This is a genomic window from Neisseria animalis (assembly GCF_900636515.1).
In the GTDB taxonomy this organism is placed as follows: Bacteria; Pseudomonadota; Gammaproteobacteria; order Burkholderiales; family Neisseriaceae; genus Neisseria; species Neisseria animalis.
In genome coordinates, this window is record NZ_LR134287.1 from 1,684,727 (window position 1) to 1,706,234 (window position 21,508).

17 protein-coding genes and 2 tRNA genes are annotated in these 21,508 nt (G+C 52.0%); 7 read left to right on the plus strand and 12 right to left on the minus strand.

The features are described from left to right. Positions 1-266: 266 nt before the first annotated feature. The 7 genes from acnD to EL111_RS07855 form a co-directional block, all read right to left on the minus strand. On the minus strand, positions 267-2,873 hold the full coding sequence (acnD, locus tag EL111_RS07825) for a Fe/S-dependent 2-methylisocitrate dehydratase AcnD (RefSeq protein WP_123794540.1): 2,607 nt from the start codon (positions 2,871-2,873) through the stop codon (positions 267-269). A 109-nt stretch (positions 2,874-2,982) separates the two neighbouring features. Further along, entirely contained in the window at positions 2,983-3,858 is an 876-nt protein-coding gene (locus tag EL111_RS07830; protein ID WP_162842944.1) for an EamA family transporter, read from the minus strand. Positions 3,859-4,074: 216 nt separating this feature from the next. Beyond that, complete coding sequence (locus EL111_RS07835; protein WP_123794542.1) at positions 4,075-4,437, minus strand: 5-carboxymethyl-2-hydroxymuconate Delta-isomerase; 363 nt, start codon at positions 4,435-4,437, stop codon at positions 4,075-4,077. Between the two features lie 209 nt (positions 4,438-4,646). Beyond that, on the minus strand, positions 4,647-5,795 hold the full coding sequence (prpC, locus tag EL111_RS07840; RefSeq protein ID WP_123794543.1) for a bifunctional 2-methylcitrate synthase/citrate synthase: 1,149 nt from the start codon (positions 5,793-5,795) through the stop codon (positions 4,647-4,649). A 99-nt stretch (positions 5,796-5,894) separates the two neighbouring features. Next, positions 5,895-6,770: a methylisocitrate lyase gene (gene prpB / locus EL111_RS07845; protein ID WP_162842945.1), complete on the minus strand. Its 876-nt coding sequence runs from the start codon at positions 6,768-6,770 to the stop codon at positions 5,895-5,897. Positions 6,771-7,418: 648 nt separating this feature from the next. Continuing rightward, positions 7,419-7,494 (minus strand) — tRNA-Phe (locus EL111_RS07850). A gap of 37 nt (positions 7,495-7,531) precedes the next feature. Beyond that, positions 7,532-7,607 (minus strand) — tRNA-Phe (locus EL111_RS07855). 249 nt (positions 7,608-7,856) lie between these two features. On the opposite strand from EL111_RS07855, the gene EL111_RS07860 reads away from it, so the two are divergent. Further along, a complete protein-coding gene (locus tag EL111_RS07860; RefSeq protein WP_331838658.1) occupies positions 7,857-8,387 on the plus strand; it encodes a hypothetical protein in 531 nt (176 codons plus the stop codon). Between the two features lie 178 nt (positions 8,388-8,565). Here the strand turns inward: EL111_RS07860 and EL111_RS07865 are convergent, their stop codons facing one another. After that, a complete protein-coding gene (locus tag EL111_RS07865; RefSeq protein WP_123794708.1) occupies positions 8,566-9,039 on the minus strand; it encodes a YchJ family protein in 474 nt (157 codons plus the stop codon). Between the two features lie 191 nt (positions 9,040-9,230). Here EL111_RS07865 and EL111_RS07870 point away from each other — a divergent pair, with 191 nt between their 5' ends. The 5 genes from EL111_RS07870 to purN all read left to right on the plus strand — a co-directional run bounded on the left by EL111_RS07870 (position 9,231) and on the right by purN (position 14,709). Next, positions 9,231-10,103, plus strand: a complete 873-nt coding sequence (locus EL111_RS07870) for an RnfABCDGE type electron transport complex subunit B (RefSeq protein ID WP_123794545.1) — start codon at positions 9,231-9,233, stop codon at positions 10,101-10,103. 414 nt (positions 10,104-10,517) lie between these two features. Next, the gene (gene gap, locus EL111_RS07875) at positions 10,518-11,549 is read left to right on the plus strand and encodes a type I glyceraldehyde-3-phosphate dehydrogenase (RefSeq protein ID WP_123794546.1); all 1,032 of its coding nucleotides are present in this window, start codon (positions 10,518-10,520) and stop codon (positions 11,547-11,549) included. Between the two features lie 567 nt (positions 11,550-12,116). Beyond that, positions 12,117-12,551 carry a DNA polymerase III subunit chi gene (locus tag EL111_RS07880; RefSeq protein ID WP_123794547.1) on the plus strand — a complete coding sequence of 145 codons (435 nt, stop codon included), beginning with the start codon at positions 12,117-12,119 and terminating at the stop codon, positions 12,549-12,551. A 136-nt stretch (positions 12,552-12,687) separates the two neighbouring features. After that, the gene (locus EL111_RS07885; RefSeq protein ID WP_123794548.1) at positions 12,688-13,497 is read left to right on the plus strand and encodes an FKBP-type peptidyl-prolyl cis-trans isomerase N-terminal domain-containing protein; all 810 of its coding nucleotides are present in this window, start codon (positions 12,688-12,690) and stop codon (positions 13,495-13,497) included. Positions 13,498-14,082: 585 nt separating this feature from the next. Further along, complete coding sequence (purN, locus tag EL111_RS07890; protein WP_123794710.1) at positions 14,083-14,709, plus strand: phosphoribosylglycinamide formyltransferase; 627 nt, start codon at positions 14,083-14,085, stop codon at positions 14,707-14,709. A gap of 377 nt (positions 14,710-15,086) precedes the next feature. Here the strand turns inward: purN and EL111_RS07895 are convergent, their stop codons facing one another. Next, the gene (locus tag EL111_RS07895; RefSeq protein ID WP_123794549.1) at positions 15,087-16,349 is read right to left on the minus strand and encodes an Nramp family divalent metal transporter; all 1,263 of its coding nucleotides are present in this window, start codon (positions 16,347-16,349) and stop codon (positions 15,087-15,089) included. A gap of 470 nt (positions 16,350-16,819) precedes the next feature. On the opposite strand from EL111_RS07895, the gene EL111_RS07900 reads away from it, so the two are divergent. Continuing rightward, positions 16,820-18,400, plus strand: coding sequence for an inorganic phosphate transporter (locus EL111_RS07900; RefSeq protein WP_123794550.1), 1,581 nt, complete (start codon positions 16,820-16,822; stop codon positions 18,398-18,400). Between the two features lie 822 nt (positions 18,401-19,222). Here the strand turns inward: EL111_RS07900 and EL111_RS07905 are convergent. The 3 genes from EL111_RS07905 to EL111_RS07915 are packed head-to-tail and all read right to left on the minus strand — an operon-like array spanning position 19,223 to position 21,437. Continuing rightward, positions 19,223-19,720 carry a nitrous oxide reductase accessory protein NosL gene (locus EL111_RS07905; protein WP_123794711.1) on the minus strand — a complete coding sequence of 166 codons (498 nt, stop codon included), beginning with the start codon at positions 19,718-19,720 and terminating at the stop codon, positions 19,223-19,225. Beyond that, positions 19,720-20,550, minus strand: coding sequence for an ABC transporter permease (locus EL111_RS07910; protein ID WP_123794551.1), 831 nt, complete (start codon positions 20,548-20,550; stop codon positions 19,720-19,722). Before EL111_RS07910 ends, EL111_RS07905 begins: the two co-directional genes overlap by 1 nt. Then, positions 20,547-21,437: an ABC transporter ATP-binding protein gene (locus tag EL111_RS07915; RefSeq protein WP_123794552.1), complete on the minus strand. Its 891-nt coding sequence runs from the start codon at positions 21,435-21,437 to the stop codon at positions 20,547-20,549. Before EL111_RS07915 ends, EL111_RS07910 begins: the two co-directional genes overlap by 4 nt. Positions 21,438-21,508 lie beyond the last annotated feature (71 nt).

Genomic DNA, 21,508 nt, shown 5'->3' on the forward strand with positions numbered 1-21,508 from the left:
CGGTACCGACATCGCCAAATGAAATTTCGTCATCGGCATCACGTCTTCACCAAAGACCGAAACCAATAACGAAAAATGACTTCTCCATACCGTCGGATACCTGAAAAAACATCAGATTCCACTCATGGCGATGGAAAGCACCGGCAGGCTGGAAATCCCCTACGGCATTGCAGATTTTCAGACAGGCATTATTTTTCTAATCCAACCTACTTTTCAGACGGCCTGATTACACCAATGCGGCGGGCCGGTAAGCCCGCCTTACGCCGCTAAGCCGCATTGCCTTCCAAAAAGTCCTGCGCGAAGCGTTGCAATACGCCGCCCGCTTCGTAAATCAGCACTTCTTCGGCGGTGTCCAAACGGCTGGTTACGGGCACTTCGACCGTTTCGCCGTTTTTGCGGTGAATGACCAAGGTCAGGTCGCCGCGCGGGGTGCGTTCGCCGATGACATCGTAGGTTTCGGTGCCGTCCAATTCGAGCGTATGGCGGTTTACGCCTTCTTTGAATTGCAGCGGCAGCACGCCCATGCCGATGAGGTTGGTGCGGTGGATGCGTTCGAAACCTTCGGCCACGATGGCTTCCACACCGGCAAGGCGCACGCCTTTGGCCGCCCAGTCGCGCGACGAGCCTTGGCCGTAATCCGCGCCTGCCACGATAATCAGCGGCTGTTTGCGGTCCATATAGGTTTCGATGGCTTCCCACATGCGGGTAACCCGGCCTTCCGGTTCGATGCGGGCGAGCGAGCCTTGGCGCACCGTGCCGTCTTCGTTTTTCACCATCTCGTTGAAGAGTTTGGGGTTGGCGAAGGTGGCGCGTTGGGCGGTGAGGTGGTCGCCTCGGTGGGTGGCGTAGGAGTTGAAGTCTTCTTCGGGCAAGCCCATTTTCGCCAGATATTCGCCCGCCGCGCTGGCAGGCAGGATGGCGTTGCTCGGCGAGAGGTGGTCGGTGGTGATGTTGTCGGGCAGAATTGCCAGCGGACGCATACCTTTGAGGGTGCGCTCGCCCGCCAATGCGCCTTCCCAATAAGGCGGACGGCGGATGTAGGTAGACATCGGCCGCCAGTCGTAGAGAGGACTTGGGGCTTTTTCGGCAGCTCCGGTGTCGAACATGGGGATGTACACGTCGCGGAACTGCTGCGGTTTCACATATTCGGCGACGATTTCGTCGATTTCTTCGTCGGTCGGCCAGATGTCTTTCAGGCGGATTTCTTTGCCGTCTGCAATACCGAGCACGTCGTTTTCAATGTCGAAACGGATAGAGCCTGCAATCGCATACGCCACAACCAGCGGAGGACTGGCCAAAAACGCTTGTTTGGCATAAGGGTGGATGCGGCCGTCGAAGTTGCGGTTGCCCGACAACACGGCGGTGGCGTACAAATCGCGGTCAATGATTTCCTGCTGGATTTTCGGATCGAGTGCGCCGCTCATGCCGTTGCAGGTAGTGCAGGCGAAAGCGACGATGCCGAAGCCGAGTTTTTCCATTTCAGGCAGCAAACCGGCTTCTTTCAGATAAATTTCCGCCACTTTGGAACCCGGTGCGAAGGAAGATTTCACCCACGGCTTGCGGGTCAGGCCGAGTTTGTTGGCGTTGCGCGCCAGCAAGGCGGCGGCGACGACGTTGCGCGGATTGGAGGTGTTGGTGCACGAGGTAATCGCCGCGATAATCACCGCACCGTCGGGCATTTTGCCGTCGGCCGGGGTTTCGTAAGGTTGAGCCAAGCCTTTGGCGGCCAAGTCGGCGGTGGCAAAACGAGCGTGCGGGTTAGAGGGGCCTGCCATATTGCGTACTACGGTGGACAGGTCAAACTTCAACACGCGCGGATATACGGCACTCTCCAGCGCGTCCGCCCACAAGCCTGCGGTTTTGGCATAGTTTTCCACCAGCGCGACCTGCTTTTCATCGCGGCCTGTCAGTTTCAGATAATCAATGGTTTGGCGGTCGATGTAGAACATGGCGGCGGTCGCGCCGAATTCGGGAGTCATATTGGAAATGGTGGCGCGGTCGCCGACCGACAGGCTGCGCGCGCCTTCGCCGTAGAATTCGACAAATGCACCGACCACGCGCTCTTTACGCAAAAACTCGGTCAAAGCCAGCACAATATCCGTTGCGGTAATCCCCGGCTGGCGTTTGCCGGTCAGCTCCACGCCGACAATATCGGGCAGGCGCATCATGGAAGCGCGGCCGAGCATCACGGTTTCGGCCTCCAAACCGCCCACGCCCACGGAAATCACGCCCAATGCGTCCACATGCGGGGTGTGCGAATCGGTGCCCACGCAGGTATCGGGGAAGGCCACACCGTCTTTCACCTGAACCACGGGCGACATTTTTTCCAAGTTAATCTGGTGCATAATGCCGTTGCCCGCCGGAATCACGTCCACATTTTCAAAGGCGGTTTTCGTCCAGTTGATAAAGTGGAAGCGGTCTTCGTTGCGGCGGTCTTCGATTTCGCGGTTTTTACGGAAAGCATCGGGGTCGTAGCCGCCGCATTCCACGGCCAAAGAGTGGTCGACAATCAGCTGGGTCTGCACCACGGGATTGACCTTGCTCGGATCGCCGCCTTTTTCCGCAATCGCATCGCGCAAACCGGCCAAATCCACCAGCGCGGTCTGCCCCAAAATATCATGGCATACCACCCGCGCGGGGAACCACGGGAAATCCACTTCCTGCTTGTTGTCGATCAGTTGGGTCAGCCAAGACTGCAAAGTCGGCAAGTCAACCTTATCGGCGCGGTTGACCAGATTTTCCGCCAAAATGCGGCTGGTATAGGGCAGCTTGTCGTAAGAACCCGCGCGGACTTCCTCGCACGCGGCACGCGCATCGTAGTATTCCAGATTGGTGCCGGGCAGGGGTTTGCGGTATTTTGCGTTGGTAGTCATGATATTTTTCCTTTGGGTTGTGTTTTTCTTTTGAACAAAATCAAGGGTACTGCTGTTTTGCAGACGGCTTTTTCAGAGGTAAGGCCGTCTGCAAAATGAAACGGTACGGCTATTGCCGTTTGCGGCGGGAAGGTATGCCGAATATGTGTAATGCCAAACCCGCCATCACAATCCCCATACCCGCCCAATGCCAAATGCCCAAACGCTCGTTTAAGACAACGTAGCCGACCACAAGGGCGAATACGGGCACAAGTAAGGCAAACGGGGTAACTTTTCCGGCCGGATGACGGGAAAGCACCGATCCCCAAGCCGTGTATCCGATAAGGCTGGAGCAATAGGCCAGAAACACAACGCCTGCCACGCCTTTAATGCTCAGATTTCCGATATGGTTCACGATGCCGCTGCCGCCGTATAAATATAGGGAAGCGGCGGCAAACGCGGCAAATGCCGATACACTGCCCCACACCACCAGCGCCAGCGGAGAAACTCTGCCGATGTGCTTGACCGTAATATTTCCGACTGCCCACGACGCTCCCGCGCCCAAAACCGCCAACAGCGCCGACAGCGGCAACGTGCCTTGGTAATGCCCGACACCGATGAGCAGCAAACCGACTGCTGCGGCAGCCATGCCCCAAAGATGTTGCAGGCAAACAGGTTCGCGGAAAAAAACAGCCGATACCAGCACGGTAAAAAACACCTGCACCTGAACCAGCAAGGCCGCCAAACCTGTCGGTAAACCCAAGTCCAGCGCGGTAAACATCAGCGCAAACTGCCCGAAGCTGATGCTTAATCCGTACAACACCAGCCATGTCCAAGCTGTCTGCGGACGCTTGACCCACCACACGGCAGGAAACAGCACCAACAGAAAGCGCAACATACCCAGCAACATTGGCGGCAGCTCGTCCAGCGCAATTTTCATGAAAAAGAAATTGATGCCCCATACGGCAACCACCGAGGCAATCAATGCGGCATCACGGCTGTTCATGGTTCCGTTCCCGTATCCGTACCGCAACCGCCAAACGCATACCGCTCGCAGCCATAGCAGGCGGTACACTCGGTGCGGGCAGCGGATTTGCTGCTTCATCGGCTCAGTCATTCTCTTTGGATAAAATCAACCGACACGGCCGCAGTAATGATTTTTTCAGACCATAGAGGCCGTCTGCAAATTTTCCGCCAACCTCATCAAGCATGATTGGCGGTATCAAATATACGCTTCGGCACGGCAATATATTTTGGTATAGCTTTCTGCCGCCAAATCGCGCGTTTCCACCGTAATTTCACAATAAGCAATATGTGGAGGAACAGCCGAACGGATATTTTCCGCTACCGTTTCGGCAAGCTGTTTCTTCACTTCGCCCCCCCGCCCCGCCATCAACAGCAGCGCGGCATGGATAAAATTCCGCGTTTGTCCGCCGACCAGACAGTCATCATACGCCATGGTGCGGATTTTAATGTCGGCTTCGGCAAAACAGCCGCTCTGCCGCAATCCTTCATGACAGGAACGCATCAGCGCTACAGTATCCAGCGGCAGGCTGCGGTTGTATTCGATAACGAGGTGCGGCATAGGTTTTCCCAAAAATAACAAGGCAGGCTTCAACCCTTGTTTCGGCAATCGGCGGGTTGAAACCCACCTTGCTAAGATGGATTGATATTTGCAGACGGCCTTTTTACGCTGCTCGTTCTGCTGAACACGGCAAGCAGCATTCCGACAGCATCGCGCTGTTTATCCGTTTATCAGCCTTATCCGCCGTCAAAGGCCGTCTGCAAACAACATTAACGCTCGTCAATCGGTACAAACGGCAACTCGTCCGGACCGGTGTAATTTGCGCTCGGGCGGATAATTTTACCGTCCTGACGTTGTTCGATAACGTGCGCGCTCCAACCGGTGGTACGCGAAATGACAAACAGCGGCGTAAACATTGCTGTCGGTACGCTGAGTTTTTGGTAAGACACGGCCGAGAACCAGTCCAGATTCGGGAACATTTTTTTCTCGTCCCACATCAGGGTTTCCAAACGCTCGGCAATATCGAAGAGGCGCATATCGCCTTTTTCTTCCGAAAGCTCGCGTGCTACTTCTTTAATCACGACATTGCGCGGGTCGGCAATGGTGTACACAGGGTGGCCGAAACCAATAACGATTTCTTTGCGTGCAATCCGTTCGCGGATGTCCGCCTCTGCTTCGTCGGCATTGCGGTAGCGTTTTTGAATATCGTAGGCCACTTCGTTTGCGCCGCCGTGCTTCGGTCCTTTGAGTGCACCAATCGCGCCGGTGATACAAGAGTAAATATCCGAACCCGTACCGGCAATCACGCGGGCGGTGAAGGTTGACGCATTAAACTCATGCTCCGCATACAAAATCAAAGAAATGTGCATGGCTTTGATTTGCGATTCGGTCGGGCGGCGACCGTGCAGCAGGTGCAGGAAGTGGCCGCCGATGCTTTCTTCGTCGCTGTCGAGCGAAATGGTTTTACCGTTGTGGGTATATTGGTACCAGTAGAGCAGAATGCTGCCCAAGCAGGCAATCAGTTTGTCGGCGATGTCCCGCGCTTCGCTGACCGGCTGGCTCTCACGTTCGGGGTGTACGCAGCCGAGCATGGAAACGCCCGAACGCAATACGTCCATCGGGTGGGTATGCGCCGGCAGGTTTTCCAAAACTTTAATCACCCGCATCGGCAGATTTCGCATGGATTTGAGTTTGGCTTTGTACGCTGCCAGCTCGTGTTTGTTTGGCAGGTGGCCGTGAATCAAGAGATGCGCTACTTCTTCAAATTCGCAATAGCGGGCCAGATCGAGAATGTCGTAACCTCGGTAGCTCAAATCATTACCGCTGCGGCCTACGGTACACAGTGCGGTGTTACCCGCCGCTACGCCGGAGAGGGCTACGGACTTTTTGGGCTTGAAAGTCGGGGTTTCGGTAGTCATGATTTTCTCCTGTTTGTTTCTGCTTATGGTTTGGTTTATTGTTTTTCAGACGGCTTTTCGGCGAAACTGCCGTCTGAAAAATAAGTGTTTCGGCAGATATTATTTTTGGAACAGTTTGTCCAGCTTCTGCTCGAAATCATGGTAGTTCAAATGCTCGTACAATTCGGCACGGGTCTGCATGGTATCGACTACGTTTGCCTGAGTACCGTCGCGCATGATGGCTTCGTACACGTTCAATGCCGCTTTGCTGGCCGCACGGAAAGTGGAAAGCGGATACAGCACCAATGACACGCCGTTTTCAGCCAATTCCTGCTGGGTATAAAGCGGCGTTGCGCCAAATTCGGTAATATTGGCCAAAACGGGCACTTTTACCGCATCGGCAAATTTTTTGTACATGGCCAAATCAGTCATGGCTTCCGGGAAAATCATGTCCGCACCGGCTTCCACACAGGCTTGCGCGCGCTCGATGGCGGATTCCAAACCCTCTACTGCCAGCGCATCGGTACGCGCCATGATGACAAAGTTTTCATCAACACGGGCATCAACGGCTGCTTTAATGCGGTCAACCATTTCATCTTGCGAAACAATGGCTTTGTTCGGGCGATGACCGCAGCGTTTTTGCGCCACCTGATCTTCGATATGTACCGCCGCCACGCCCGCACGCTCGAAGTTGCGGATGGTGCGTGCGATATTGAATGCACCGCCCCAACCTACATCAATGTCCACCAGCAACGGCGTATCGACATTATCGGTAATCCGCCGCGCGTCAATCAGCACATCTTCCATGGTGGTAATACCCAAATCGGGGATACCGCAAGAACACGCCGCTACGCCGCCGCCGGAAAGATAGATGGCCTTGAAACCGCTGTTGGTCGCCAAACGTGCAAAATAAGCGTTGACGCAACCGACTACTGCCAACGGATTGGAATCACGGACGGCTTCACGGAAACGCAAGCCTGCTGATGGTCGGGTCATAATATGCTCCTCTTTGATTATAGGTTGTTCAGATACTTCAAACTGCGTCTGGAAACTTTTGCAGACGGCATTCAAACTGATTCGGAGCTTGCTTGGCGTATAGAAAATTATTATTGGTATTTTTAAGAATTACTGATTTGGGGAATGCTGCGCCATCGTTTAACAGAAAACGATTTCAAACGGCTGCTGCCGTAAAATGCAAAACAACCTCCCTCAAACCGGAAAAATCAACACAGGGATTGTTGCGGTACACCGCGAGATATTCCTTTGTAAATGTAGTTTGGTGTAATTTTTATGTTTTGTAAAATCTAAGCGATAATTTTTTCCCTGTCAAATACTTTTTTGCATTTATATCTTACTGATTTGCAGACGGCCTACCGCTGCCGGATTTCATTTAAAATAAAACATTATCAAATAACCCCATATATAAAGTGGTTATTTGGTTTTTGAGGGCAAAATACCGGCCAAACCCTTAAAATCGATTATTTTCAAACAATGGGAAAAATCAAAAGATGCAGGATAAAAGCGTATTTTGAAACGTTTTTTCAAACACACGGGAGCAATACCGCTCTATCCGGAAAGAAATTTTGCAGGCAATCTTCTGCAAAGCGTACAGACAAAAAAATAACCGCTGTCAAAGCGGCTGAATGGTGGCCAGAGGCGGAATCGAACCGCCGACACACGGATTTTCAATCCGTTGCTCTACCAACTGAGCTATCTGGCCGATATAAGAGGAAAGCGCATGAAATATACAGCCTGAATGGTGGCCAGAGGCGGAATCGAACCGCCGACACACGGATTTTCAATCCGTTGCTCTACCAACTGAGCTATCTGGCCTTCGCATATTTCGTTGCAAGACACGCATTAAACCAAAATTCGCACCGTTTCGCAAGCATTCATCAGGAAAATCTTTACACAAAAACCTAAGCATTTGTTTTCAATTAACTTAAATTTCAGGACAATCAAACCCTCCGCTTTAATCTTTTCCTCTGCCATCTGAAATAGTGGCAAACCTTTTTTTACGTTACAATATACCGCTCATACCATTACCGCGATATACCTATGCTTTATCAGTTTTTAAAAGATATGTGGGACATTCTGCGCCTGCACTACCGCAACCCTGAAGAATATATTTACGGGCTGCCCGTAGTGGCGGCGGTATTGCTGCTTTTAGGCGTAATCAACGCGGCCAGTATGGAGCCATTATTCGGCAGCGGTACGGCGGCAGTTGTTTTTGCCGTGTTACTGACTGCATTGAAATGGCTGCTGCTAGCGCGCATGATGCAGGCGGTACTGCACCGCTATGGTGCGCCCCGCCTGCCGCTGCTCGGCTTTACGCTGCTTTCGGAAGCGCTGGTAATTCCCATGCTGGCGATACTTTATGTACCGCAACTTTCCGCTGTTTTGCTGTTTTGGCAGATTTGGACGTTTTGGGTTCAAATCATCGGTTTTATGAAAATGGGAAACGTATCAGGCTGGAAAGTCCTGCTCGGCTATGTTGCCTACTTCATCGCCACCCTGCTTGCCGGTACCGTATTGCTGCTGGTTTTCGTCATGTTCGGCTGGTTTGATGCCGAATTGCTCAACCAACGCTTGGAAAGTATCGTCGCCCAATAATATCTGTTTCGGCAAAAGCCGTCTGCAAATGGCAGGATAACGCATTTCGTTGCCCCGCCATTTGCAGACGGCTTTTTCTTCCCAAACCTCGATATTGACAGCCGATTAGGAGGATACCAATGATACGGTATCGTATCCCTCAGCCCTTTCCTCGCTCCTAAGGGCATCAGCCGAAGCATTATTTGAAAAACTGTCCGCAGCAGGCTTTGAATTTTTTACCCGACCCGCAGAAGCACGGCTGTTTCATGGTTGGCAGCGGCACAGTCGGGTCAATAAAATACCAGCGTCCGCCAATCAATACAAACGCCGAAAGCTCATGGTGTTCGCACGCTTCCCCATCTTCTTGGAAACGCGCCACAAATTCCACTTGTGCATGAATCTTCCCGATATGCGGTATATGCTTCAACACCGTCAGCCCCAGCCACCGCGTATTTTCGCTCCATGACCGCAAAGCACGTTTGTCCAACAAATGCTGTTGCACCGGCACGGTTGTTTCCACAATATAATCAATATGCTGCAACACATAAGCACAATAGCGCGAGCGCATCAGAGCCTCCGCATCCGCCGCCGTCTGCCGCCCCGTATGCAGCGGTTCGCAACAAGCGGCATAGCTCCGCCCCGATCCACACAGACAATTTTGCTGATTTTCCATCATCAATCATTCCATCAAACAAAGATACATCAATACACCATTATATAAGTTTGCGGAGACAACAACACATTACAGACGGCCACAACCGTCTCAAAATGCCGTCTGCATATTACATCAGAGAAAATAATCGGAGCGCCGCCGCATAAGCTGTTAGAATAGCGGCTTTCGATTTTTGCCTTCCGAGTTTCCGCATGACCGCCACCGTTCAGACCCTCAACCGCCTGCTGCCGCAAACCCAATGCAGAGAATGCGGCTACAACGGCTGCCTGCCTTACGCCGAAGCCTTGATCTCGGGCGAAGCGGCAGTCAATCTGTGCGCCCCGGGCGGCGAAGCCGTTATGCGGGATATTGCCGGCATACTGGGCAAACCCGAATGCACCCCCGCCAAAATCCAAACCAAAGCACTGGCATGGATTGACGAATCTGCCTGTATCGGCTGCACCGCCTGTATCCGCGCCTGCCCCGTCGATGCCATCATGGGCGCACACAAATTAATGCACACGGTTATCCGCAACGAATGTACCGGCTGCGGACTTTGCGTTGCCCCCTGTCCTGTTGATTGTATCCATATGCAGCCGGTCGAAACCGACTTTCTGCCACAAGCGCGACACCTTGCCGCAAGCGACAATCCGCGTTTTGCCGCCGCCGAACACGCCCTGCGCCGTTACGAATGGCAAACCGCGCGCAAACAGCGCGACACTGCCGAGCGCAAAGCCATGCTTGCCGAACGCGAAGCTGCCACCAAAGCCAAACAGCAGACGGCCTCCGCAACGGAACACCCCGCCAAGCCCGCATTCAACCCGATGGATCTGATTGCCAAGGCCATGTCCAAAGCACAAACCCAACAAGAGCGGCTGGTTACCTCTGCCAACAGAGAAACCTTCAAATCGCGCCAACTCGAAGAAGCCAAACAACGCGCCGAGTACCGCCGCGCACAACGCGACATAAAATACGGCAACGAAGCCGAAAAAGCCGCCGCACTGGTTTTCCTGCGCCGCTACAAAGCCGAACAGGAAGCCTTAAAAGAAGCGAAAGAAGCGGAAAAAACCCAAGCAAGCAAATAATGCCCCCTATTTTGGGCAGAAGTGGCAAGCCAATACTCAAAGGCCGTCTGCAAATCCGCACCCTACGCCCGATACATCACACCACATCGGGCAGCTTTTTGCAGACGGCATATACCGTTTCTCGGCGCAATATCCGCCCTTGTTTTCCCGCCTTATTCGGAAACAATCATATCCCACCCTCCGCCTTGCCATATTTCCACCCCATCAAACCCAATACTTTTCACAAATATTCCACCAAACAATCAAATAGTTATATAAAATTACATTACTTCCCCCATCAAACCCGACAGCCGGCAACCGACAAAAAACCTCTTCCGCCCCACTTTTCAATAAAACATTAATTACACACCGCTACATTTCTGCTATAATTTGCCCGAATTTTGATACACAACCCATCAACAAAAAGGAACGATCATGGGCATTAAAGTTGCCATCAACGGCTACGGCCGTATCGGACGCCAAGTATTACGCGCCATTTACGATTACAACCTGCAAGACCAGCTTGAAATTGTCGCGGTAAACGCCAGCGGCAGCTTGGAAACCAACGCCCATCTGACCAAATTCGACACCGTTCACGGCCGCTTCGATGCCGATGTCTCCCACGATGCCACCCACCTGATTATCAACGGCCGCAAAATCCCTTATTTCTCCACCCGCAACCCGGCCGAGCTGCCGTGGAAAGATTTGGGCGTAGATTTGGTTATGGAATGTACCGGCGCGTTTACCAGCAAATCCAAAGCCAACGTCCACTTGGAAAGCGGCGCGAAAAAAGTATTGATTTCCGCTCCGGGCGAAAGCGATGTTGACGCTACCGTGGTTTACGGCGTGAACGACGACGTACTCACCGCCGACATGACCGTAGTGTCCAACGCTTCCTGCACCACCAACTGTCTGGCGCCGGTTGCCAAAGTATTGAGCGAAAGCGTAGGCATCGTAAAAGGCGCGATGACCACTATCCACGCGCTGACCAACGACCAAACCGTTACCGACGTGCGCCACAAAGACCTGCGCCGTGCCCGCAGCGGTGTGGAAAACATGATTCCCACCAAAACCGGCGCAGCCAAAGCCGTGGGCTTGGTATTGCCTGATTTGAAAGGCAAGCTCGACGGTTTGGCGATTCGCGTTCCGACCGTAAACGTCTCTCTGGTAGACTTGAGCTTTACCGCAGGCCGCGACACCAGCGTGGAAGAAATCAACGAACTGCTGAAAGCCGCTTCGGAAGAAGGCCGTCTGAAAGGCGTATTGGGCTACAACACCCTGCCGCTGGTTTCCATGGACTTCAACCACACCACCCAAGCCAGCAATTTCGACGCTACCTTAACCAAAGTCGTGGACGGCAACATGGTTAAAGTCTTCGCTTGGTACGACAACGAATGGGGCTTCAGCTGCCAGATGCTGCGTACCGCCATGCGTATGTTCGGCTTGGAAGTGCGCCCGTTCGCCTAATCCGCCGTTCAGCATAAAAAGGCCGTCTGCAAATCAGGAGACACCGTTCACCCTGATTTGCAGACGGCCTTTTATAGTCATTTAAAATAAGAATAATACAGCGTTGCTTTGCCTTGCCGTACTATGTGTACTGTCTGCGGCTTCGCTGCCTTGTCTCATTCTTATTTTATTCGACTATATCAATCGGGCAACACAAAACCAAGCAAACCGCAAACCATAGCGGCAGAAAGGCGCAGCCGCTTTACCGCTTCTGCAACCCAAGCTCATCACCGGCATTCATCATAATATGTGATACAAGGTCTTCAGCCATACCGCCTCCTTAAGCAGCATCATGAACCATAAAAATTTATCCGTAATAATGACCGTCTGATTGTCGAAACCCGCCGTCTGCCCGCAGAACGACACGGGGTGTATCTTTTATGAAGCAAAGCCCGCCCTGCCGATACGCCGTTACCGCACCCATTCTGCCGTTCAAATACCCAACACACCAATCCTCACCGCACCATATCCAAAACATACCGCCTTCACTATAATAAGCATTATCCGATTTCACATTCCTGTTTCACCATGCCCAAAGCCACTTTCTATACCCATGTCGCCCAACCGGAAGTTTTCGCCAACCGGCTTGCCGCACGCGCCGTAAAAGAATCACGCGTATTGCTGTGGGTGGGGCAAACCGACGTACTGGAACGCCTCGATCGGGATTTGTGGCAACCGCCGGAAAGTTTTATGCCGCACGAAATTTGGCAGCCCCAACACCCCATTCCGCCTGAAACGCCCCTGCTTCTGGCCTCTGCGCCTCAATTGCCCCCGTTACCGGCAGACTTTACCGTACTCAACCTTTCTCCTGATTTTTGGCATACTGCGCCCACCGTTCCCGCCCGTGTTTTAGAAATTGTCGGCACCAGTTTGGAAGAATTGGACGAAGCACGCGCCCGTTTCAAAGCATACCGGCAAAACGGTTTCGCCATCGAACATTTCAACATGCAGGATAAAGCCTGAACCGCCTCCCAAGGCCGTCTGCAAAATGCAAACGCCGTCTTTACATACCGCGATTTAATTTTTCAGACAACCTGATTATTTTTCGCACAAACTGGGCTATAATCCCATTTTCCCTTCCAACCAGAGAAATACCGTTATGAACAAAACTTTCAAAATCGGCGCCATCGCCGTAGCCGCCGCCCTTTCTTTGGCAGCCTGCGATAAAAAAGACGCGGGCAGCGAAGCCGTTCCTGCCGCCTCTGCTGCAAGCAACGACATCGCTTCCATCGGCAACACCCTGCAACAAGCCAGCTATGCCATGGGCGTGGACATCGGCCGCTCCTTGAAACAAATGAAAGACCAAGGTACGGACATCGACTTGAAAGTGTTCAATGAAGCCCTGCAAACCGTTTATGAAGGCAAACAGCCGAAAATGGACGAATTGCAAGCCCAAGAAGTCATGATGAAATTCCTGACCGAACAGCAAGAAAAAGCCAAGGCCAAACAAGAAGCCGATGCCAAAACCAATAAAGAGCAAGGCGAAGCCTTCCTGAAAGAAAATGCCAAAAAAGAAGGGGTGAAAACCACCGCTTCCGGTTTGCAATACATCATCAAATCCGAAGGTACCGGCAAACAGCCTAAGAGCAAAGAAGAAGTGGTTACCGTTGAATACGAAGGCCGCCTGATCGACGGTACGGTATTCGACAGCAGCAAAGGCAAAGATCCGATTACCATTCCGCTGAACCAAGTTATCCCGGGCTGGACCGAAGGCGTGCAACTGCTGAAAGAAGGAGGTGAAGCCACGTTCTTTATCCCTTCCGAACTAGCCTACGGCGACCGTGCCGCCGGTGACAAAATCGGCCCGAATGCTACTTTGGTGTTCGATGTCAAACTGCTGAAAGTCGGTGCTGCAGAAGAAATGCCTGCCGTACCGCCGGTAGAAGTGGAACTGAAAAAAGTCCAATAATCTCCGGTTAAACAGCCCGACCAAACGGGCAAACCAACCCAAGGCCGTCTGTATTTTTGAAATACTCAAAATGCAGACGGCCTTTTGCATTGAAAACCCATCATCAAATTACACAAGGCTGCAAAACCGCACACAATATAGATATAGTCGAATAAAATAAGAATGAGACAAGGCAGCGAAGCCGCAGACAGTACACATAGTACGGCAAGGCAAAGCAACGCTGTATCATTCTTATTTTAAATGACTATAATACGGCTTGGCAGACTTACCGCTTCCGCAGCTTAACCCCGTCCGCACTTCAATCAAGGCTGTATCATTTGGTATAAAGTGACGATATTCTTCCGCCCAAACTGTTGGTCAACAATCCATACCGACCAACAACCTCCTTTTCAACCTCCTTTTCAATCTCCTTTTCAATCTCCTTTTCAATCTCCTTTTCAACCGCTCTAATAAACAACCGACTTACCTAAACGGCATTCTCTATACTTGGTTTCTTCCCCATTCCGCTATACAATACGCGCGGACGACAAACCCTTTCCGGCCATGCCCCATGCATCCGCCGTGTATCCCCAGAAAGCACGCACCATGAAAAACATCGTTATCCTGATTTCCGGTCGCGGCAGCAATATGCAGGCGATTGTCAATGCCAACATTCCCAATGCCCGAATTGCCGCCGTATTAAGCAACAACGAACAGGCAGCCGGTTTGGCTTGGGCGGCAGAGCGCGGCATTGCCACCGAAAGTATCAACCATAAAGCATTTGATTCACGCTTGGCATTCGACCGCGCCATGATGGACAAAATTGATGCTTACCAACCTGATTTGGTGGTATTGGCAGGCTTCATGCGGATTTTAACGCCCGAGTTTTGCACACATTACGAAGGCCGTCTGATTAATATCCACCCTTCCATTTTGCCTTCGTTTACCGGCCTGCATACCCACGAGCGCGCTTTGGAGGCGGGCTGCCGCGTGGCCGGCTGCACCATTCACTTTGTGACCGCCGAGTTGGATTGCGGCCCGATTATTTCCCAAGGCATCGTCCCGATTTTGGACGGCGACAGTGCAGACGACATTGCTGCCCGCGTATTGACCGTAGAACACCAATTGTTTCCGCAAGCCGTTGAAGATTTCGTTGCAGGCCGTCTGCAAATCCACGGCAACCGCGTGTTGAACGAAGCATTCAGCGCGGAAGGCCAATCGCTGCTTGCCTGATTGCCCCGTTTCCAGACAACGGCAAACAAAAGCCGTCTGAACTTCAGTTTTGCAGACGGCTTTTCTGTATTGAATCAGCCTTAATCCGCCCGTTCCGGCAAAACAGGCAGGCACATCACGGCTGCTCACCGCCATACCGCCTGATTAAACGCTTTTTCGGATATAGTCGAATAAAATAAGAATGAGACAAGGCAGCGAAGCCGCAGACAGTACACATAGTACGGCAAGGCAAAGCAACGCTGTATCATTCTTATTTTAAATGACTATAAAACACGACACACCGTATCATGCCGCATCCGATTGCCCCGTATGAAACAGCCATACAAAAAGCCGCCTGAACATTCCATGTCAGACGGCTTTTGTCCGTTACAGCCCTATCAGGCAATCAAACCCAACAGATTCAGCAGGAACAACACCGAGAATCCGGCAAGATACACCAAGCCGACATAAGTCAGCACTTTCATTGCCGGCGTTACCTTGTGCTTTTTATCGTCTTTAACCAGCCAGTAGTTCAACCATGCGAATACCGGAGCCGCCAAGAAAGCGGTAATCATGGCGAATTTCAGCAATGCGCCCATCGCGCTGTTGAACCACAAAATCAAGGCCAAACCGGAACCGGCTACCCACAAAATCCAAGCGGTCAGCCCTTTTTCCGCCTGCTCCGCGCTTCTGCCGCGAATCAGACGCGAAGTTTCGGTCAACGCCCGCGCATAGCCGTCGACAACCGTAATGGTCGTGCCGAACATACAGGCAAATGCGATAAATGCAACCAGCGGACGCGCCCATTCCCCGATGGTTACCGCATACATATTGATTAACTGGCCGACATATTTGCCACCCGCCATCTGTACTTCTTCACCGTTTCCGTATTGGACGTATGCACCCAAAATCAGGAATACCACCGCCAACAGCGCGCTGGTCATAAAGCCGGTATTGAAATCAAACATACCGTCGCGGTAGCTGACCGGATCGATTTTCTGACGGGCCGTTACCCATTGCGAGTTGATGGCGGAAATCTCAATCGGCGCAGGCATCCAGCCCATCAGCGCGATGATGAAACCCAAAGAAGCCATGTTCCACGGAGACGGCTCGACAAAATCCGGCTGCATCTGCATACCGCGCGACATAGCAATACCCGCCGCGACAACGGTTGCCACCGACAAGCTGACGACAATCAGCTTGGATACCCTGTCCAATGCCTTATAGTGGCCGGCCAGCAGAAGCAGCAGTGTCAACGCCATCACGCACACGGCCACCGCATTGTTCGACATCGGCAAATCAGGCAGCGCCACTTTGACAATCACGGCCGTTACCACCGCTACCGCTCCTGCATTGATGGTTGCCGCAAAAAAGCACAAAATCAAAAATATCCAAAGATATACCCGGCTTTTCTCCGCATAGCCTTCAATCAGGCTTTTGCCGTTATCCAGAGTATAGTGCGCGCTGAAACGGAAAAACGGATATTTGAACAAATTGGTCAGCAGGATAATCACGGCAAGCTGCCAGCCGTACAGCGCGCCCGCCTGTGTCGAAGCAATCAGATGCGAACCGCCGATTGCAGCGGAAGCCATCAGGATGCCCGGCCCCAAAGCATGAATACGGTTGCGCCAAGAAGAAGTGTGTGGTGAAGTCTGGTTCATAAACAATCCGCCTTTTGCAGACGGCCTTTCTGTTAAAATCAGTAAAAGAAACGTATTCTAGCTTAAAGTTCAACCGTTCATTGATATTTCATTGGCATTTTCAATCAATAAACTGCAAAAAACTTCCATTACACTCATCAAAGCATACAAAAACGACTTATTCCTGCTAAAAAACCATTTGCAGACGGCCTAGTATCGCTTTCTGAACATATCATACGATTTCACACCCTCTGCCGTTCTGTCATGATTTTGTAACATTTCCCGATTAAGGTAACGTCTGCCGAGATAAAACGCTTTACTTCTCTTTACCGTTTTGTGAAAATAACAGATACAGTCAGGAAAATCGGTTTACCCGACACAAAAAATGTTCCGTAAACCGCCCGCCTTTCCTGCTACAATGTATTGTTGCCGTCTGTAATTACCGCTGCGGCCGCAATATCTTGCTGCTTTTACCTAAGGAAACCATCATAATGACTACCGCACCTACCGGCGCATTTGTCAAACGAGTCAACATCATCTTCGCCACCCTGCTTGTCGGCATGGTCGGCTATTTTATTTTGTGGGGGCTGGACTACACCCACGGCAATCATACCACTCTCTTCCTGCTGGCCACGCTGTTCGGCGTATTCATGGCATTCAATATCGGCGGCAACGATGTGGCCAATTCTTTCGGCACATCAGTCGGTGCCGGTACGCTGACCGTACCGCAAGCCTTGATTATTGCCGCCATTTTTGAAGTCAGCGGCGCCGTGATTGCCGGCGGCGAGGTTACAGACACCATCAGAAAAGGCATTATCGACCTCGGCGCGATGGAACTCGACCCGATGCAGTTTGTCTACATCATGATGTCTGCCCTGCTGGCTTCCGCATTGTGGTTGCTGTTTGCCACCAAAAAAGGCCTGCCTGTTTCCACTACCCATGCCATTGTCGGTGGTATTGTCGGCAGCGCCATCTGTTTCGGCATCATCAACGACAGCGGTCAGGACACTTTCGAGCTGATCAAATGGGACAGACTCGGCCAAATTGCCATTTCATGGGTACTCTCTCCCCTGTTGGGCGGCTTCGTTTCCTATGTATTATTCAGCCAAATCAAAAAATACGTTCTCGATTACAACGCTGCCGCCGATTTGCGCCTGAAAACCATCAAGCAAGAAAAGAAAGCCTACAAAGAGCAGCACCGCTTGGCTTTTGAAGCCTTGGACGAACATGAAAAAGTCAAAGCCGCTACGGCCATGGCACGCGACGCCCAGATTTACGGCGATCCCGATTCCGACCCCGCCGAGCTGGAATCCGAATACTACAAAAAACTGCACGCTTTCGATGTTGCCAAAAGCAATGTAGACGGTTACCGCGCCCTGCAATCTTGGGTTCCGCTGATTGCCTCCATCGGCAGCATGGTGATTGCCTCCATGTTAATCTTCAAAGGTCTGAAAAACCTGCACCTCGGCTTGGGCGACATCGGCAGCTATCTGATTATTTTCATGATCGGCGCGATTGTTTGGGCGACTACTTTCGTGTACGCCAAAACGCTCAAGCGCAAAGACTTGGCGAAATCCACTTTCCTGATGTTCTCATGGATGCAGGTCTTTACCGCGTGCGGCTTTGCCTTCAGCCACGGCGCCAACGACATCGCCAACGCCATCGGCCCGTTTGCCGCCATTTTGGACGTACTGCGTAGCGGCGACATTGCCACTCAAAATACCGTTCCCCCGATTGCCATGCTTACTTTCGGTATCGCCCTGATTGTCGGCTTGTGGTTCATCGGTAAAGAAGTGATTCAAACCGTCGGCACCAACCTTGCCGCCATGCACCCTTCTTCCGGCTTTGCCGCAGAGCTGGCCGCTGCCGCCGTGGTCATGGGCGCGTCCCTGCTGGGTCTGCCGGTATCCAGTACCCATATTCTGGTCGGCGCAGTACTCGGCATCGGCTTGGTCAACCGCAATGCAAACTGGGCAATGATGAAACCCATCGGTTTGGCATGGGTCATTACCCTGCCCTCTGCCGCCCTATTGTCGGTTATCTGCTTTATCGTATTGCGTAACGTATTCTGACAAGCAAGCCAACATTAAAAGGCCGTCTGCAAAATACCAAATTTGCAGACGGCCTTTTTAGTTGAATATCGGATTCAAGCAAGAATCATATGCTCGGACAACACCCAACAAACAAGGTCGGGAAAAGCTGGGAAACTGCCAACAATCAAAAATACGGATAGCCAAGCAACTCCGCATCATTTTGTGTTGCCCGACGGTACAAGGTTGCAGCCCGCAGCCAAAAGAAACGCTGAGACCTTGGCAAAAAAACAAGAAACGAACCAAACTGATACTAGAGGTAAATTTTATAGTCGAATAAAATAAGAATGAGACAAGGCAGCGAAGCCGCAGACAGTACACATAGTACGGCAAGGCAAAGCAACGCTGTATCATTCTTATTTTAAATGACTATACACCCGCTCGCTTACTTGAGCTTTTTCGCTTGCTTGGGCTTTTTGAAGTTATAACTTTCAAGGTATTTATTAAATTTTCGGGCGGGTGTAAAACCCGTCCCTACAAGCCCTTGTCATGAATTTTGCAAAGGTCTCAAACTGTCGAAACAGCAAGGCCATCTGCCCTGCCGCGATATTGCCTGCCGCTTGCCGTCCCATTCCTTTTGACTCTCCGACCAATCCGACTCATCGTACCGTAAAACAAACCGGCGGCGTGACGAGACCGAAAAAAGCCGTCTGCACATTGAATTTGCAGACGGCTTTTTGAGTTGGTTTGGAAATATATAGTCGAATAAAATAAGAATGAGACAAGGTAGCGAAGCCGCAGACAGTACAGATAGTACGACAAGGCAAAGCAACGCTGTATCATTCTTATTTTAAATGACTATATTTATTTGAAAATATATTCTTCGGGCATTTCATCAAAGCTGACGACTTTACCGCCCTGCATTTGTGCAAATTGTTCTGCCTGCCCTTTATCGGCAAACGGCAGCGCATCTTCCGCGCCCATACCGCCGATAAAGTCGGTGTCAATCACATAATAGGCTTTTTTCGCATCTATCCATGCATTGTCGGCATTGGGCTTGCTCCAATCGGTTACTTTGCCCATATCGGTTACATAGATGATATGGATACCTTTCGGCTCTTCCGGCAGCTTAGTATAGCCGAACATCTGCTTGATGGTGGAAAACCAAACCGGTTTGTCGGGCTTGCCGTTCAGGAAGATTTGCGCTTTCGGGCCGTTATGCTCGGAAAGGTTCATGGTGCAGTAGTGGCCGACCGAATGATCGGTAATGGCTTGCGGTGCAGGCGGCGGCGCGGTGTTTTCTTTTGTTCCGCAAGCGGCCAGCAATACGGCTGCGGATAAGGCGGTGAGTACGGTTTTCATCATATTTGTCGCTTTCCAAAAATCCATGCTGCCAAAGCAAGGGGAACGGCTACCCACAATACTTGGGCGGCAAGCAGTACGGGCAGGCTCAGGCTGAGTTGCTCGCTCAAGCCAGCCATTCCCGCATACATCGCGGTATTTTCATAGCCGGTCAAGTTTAATAAACGGTAAATATCGGTGGGGTTAAACAATAAAACCGCTTCGACTACGGGGGCGGTAATGGTTTGCTGCGTATCGGCAACCAGCACGCCGAGTAAAGCCATATCGAAAATCACCACGAAAAACAGCCACACGCCGATGGCAATCCCCGCCGCCGTACCGCGCTCTTTCACTTTGGCACTGATCAGATAGCCCATCGCCAGAAACGCCGCACCGAGAATGATGCTGGCCGCTATCAGCGATAAAAACGGCTGCCAAGCCTCCACGTCGATGCCGCCGTGCGCCAATTGCAATGCGATACCGGCAAGGCCGTATCCTGCAGTTGTCGCCAAAGTCAGGATAATCAAGTGTCCGATAAACTTTCCTGCCAAAATCTGGTTGCGCGAGATGGGATAACTGAGCAGCAATGCCATCGTGCCGCGTTCGATTTCGCCAATCAGCGCATCATAGGCCAACAGCATGGCAATCAGCGGAATCAGGAAAATCGACAGGCTGGAGAGGCTGACCACGGTAACGGTCAGCGGATCGACTTTCACCGATCCGGTCGGCGAACTGCCCAAAAATCCGAGTGATAAGGCCAATGCCGCCAACAGCAAGGCGGCGGCCAACACCCAGCGGTTGCGCAGACTGTCGCGTACTTCTTTGCCGGTAATAATCCAAATCGGGCTCATACATCCTCCCTTTTTAAGAATTGTGCGTACATTTCGTCTAAAGTCGGCGTGTGGATGTCGAGAAAATCAAGCTGCGACAAATCGCCCAGTTCGGCCAAGAGCGCCATGCGTTCTTCCGCTTTGCATTCCGCCCGGTAAGTGAGGCCGTCTGCACTTTGCCAGCGCGCCGACAGGGGTTTGGCCTGCTTCAGGCGCACGGTCACTTTCAGCGGCAGGCCGCTTTGTACATGCAGTTCGTCCATACTGCCGTCGGCTACTTTGACACCGTTTTTCATCACGACAATGCGGTCGGCGTGGCCGTCCAGCTCCGCCAGCGCATGGGTACTCAACAATACGGTCGCGCCCTTGCCGTTGAGTTCGCGCACCACTTCGTAAAACATCTGCCGCGAGGCCGGATCGAGGCCGGTAGTCGGCTCGTCAAACAGCAAAACTTTCGGTTCGCCCAATAAAGCCTGCGCCAAGGCCAAACGCTGGCGCATCCCTTTCGAGTAAGTCCCCACGCGGCGTTTGGCGGCCTGTGAAATGCCGACGCGCTCGAGCAGTTCTTGGTTTTTGTCCAACGGCTGTTTTTTCAGTTTGGCATAAAACGCCATGGTTTCCAAACCGGTCAGCGAAGGATGCAGCGCGACGGTTTCGGGCAGATAGCCGATTTGCGCGCGCAATGCCGCACCCGCTTTGCTGCCGGTGCGACCGCCCAGCAGCATGACTTCGCCTTCGGACGGTGTAATCAGCCCGAGTATCAGCTTCATCATAGTGGATTTGCCGGCACCGTTGTGTCCGGCCAAGCCCACGCTCTCTCCGGCCTTCAGCACCAAATCAACTTGGTTGACGGCTTTCTGTTCGCCGAAACGCTTGGTCACGTTTCTTAATTCGACAGGATTGGTCATCGGATTCCTTTGCTTGTTTTTGGGTTTACAGACGGCATTTTGTATGCCTGAAGGCCGTCTGAAATATTTTT